The sequence below is a fragment of the Pseudomonadota bacterium genome, assembly GCA_010028905.1.
GTDB lineage: Bacteria > Vulcanimicrobiota > Xenobia > RGZZ01 > RGZZ01 > RGZZ01.
Map to the genome: position 1 here is coordinate 1 of RGZZ01000767.1, position 1589 is coordinate 1589.

Here is a 1589-nt window from a genome sequence, read left to right on the forward strand (position 1 = left end):
GACCCTCGTCTCCCCCGCCTTCACTGCCACTCCTGACGCTCCATCTCGAGGACCGCGCGTACCTGACCCTCCCCCACCCGCTCTGGGAGACAGGCCGGGAAGGTCCCATCGCCTGGGCGCTGCTCATGCTGCCCACCGATACCGTCCTTGAGCCCGTCCGCGAATCGCGTCGGCGGGTGGCGGCAGCGGGCGCTGCCGTTCTCGCGCTGTCGGCGATCCTCGTCGTGGTGATGGCCACGCGCATCACGCGCCCCATCGAAGACCTGTCGAGAAAGATGGCCCAGGTCGGAAGCGGTGACCTCGACGTGGTGGCCCCCGTGGAAGGGCGCGACGAGGTGGCCGCGCTCGCGGGTGCATTCAACACCATGGTCGATGGGCTTCGTGAGAAGGCGCTGCTGGCAGCCTACGTACCAGAGAAGGCGCGAAACGCCATCGCCGACGTGAAGGGGCGGCATGCGGTGGGAGCCAAGCGCGTGAAGGCCACCGTGCTCTTCAGCGACCTGCGTGGATTCACCCCGCTCTCGGAAGGGCTCGACCCCACAGACGTCGTTGCCCTCCTCAACGAGTATCTCGAGCAGATGCAACGGGTGATCCGCCGTCACAACGGCTACATCAGCGACTACATCGGCGACGCGATCCTTGCGGTGTTCACCAACGACGATGGTGAATCAGAGGAGTGCGCCGTGCGCGGGGTGCGATGCGCCCTCGAGATGCAGGCGGGGCTGAGGCGCCTGCGTCAGACCTCCGCGAACACGCAGCTGCAGGGGCTGCGCATGGGAATCGGGTTGAACACAGGGGCCCTGGTGGAGGGAGACATGGGGCCGACCGACCGCCTCAAGTACGCCGTCATCGGCGACACCGTGAACACCGCGTCGCGCATCCAGGACCGCTCGAAAGAAGGCCGCCACACCTGCATCCTCATCGGCGCCTCCACGAAAGAAGACCTGGGTGACCAGTTCGAGACGGCGTTCTTCGGTGAGGAGATGTTGAAGGGGAAGACCGCCCCCGTTCCCGTCTGGGAGCTCGTCGAGCGCGAGGAGACCGGCGATAGCGCGGCCTCCGGCACGCCTGCTGACAAGGCTCAGGAACCGCCCCTCACGTGAGGGCGCTCGGTCAAGACCCCTTCGGGCTGATCTCGAGCGTCTCTCCCTGATCGCTGACCGCGTAGCGCTCGAGCACCATCTCGGGTGCAAACGTGCAAGCACCGGATTCGACCTCGAACTGCCAGCCGTGCCACGGGCAGACCAGATTGCCCCCGCTCACGAATCCGTCGCCCAGCGGCCCTCCCGCGTGCGGACAGGTTCCCTCGACCGCGTGGAACACGCCGTTCACGTTGCAGACCGCAACCACGACTCCGTCGACCACGACCGACCGTGCCTCTCCCTCGGGGATCTCGCTCTTCTTGATCGTGCAAGGCATGCGTGCAACCTCTCTCTCGCGCCTCTCGATGCGACGGGTGCACGGCAGCCCACGAGAGCGCGGGCCTTGCATCGTGACCACAGGTCGGGGAAGGGGCGACCAGGACGGGTTCGGCCCGCGCGCTCGCCCTCCTCCCCCGCCCTCCGATTTATTCACGAAACCCTGTTGAC

General features: G+C 66.8%; 2 protein-coding genes. One reads left to right on the forward strand and one right to left on the reverse strand.

The window, feature by feature from the left end; translation table 11 throughout:
- Positions 1-1103 (forward strand): adenylate/guanylate cyclase domain-containing protein (locus EB084_25100; protein ID NDD31542.1); only part of this gene is annotated, 1103 nt, incomplete at its 5' end.
- Between the two features lie 10 nt (positions 1104-1113).
- On the opposite strand, the gene EB084_25105 is transcribed toward EB084_25100, so the two are convergent.
- Entirely contained in the window at positions 1114-1491 is a 378-nt protein-coding gene (locus tag EB084_25105; GenBank protein NDD31543.1) for a hypothetical protein, read from the reverse strand.
- Positions 1492-1589: the final 98 nt, after the last annotated feature.

What these genes read in the sequence shown, in the direction of transcription:
- EB084_25105 (NDD31543.1), bottom strand. Translation starts at nt 1,491, where the DNA reads ATGCAAGGCCCGCGCTCTCGTGGGCTGCCGTGCACCCGTCGCATCGAG.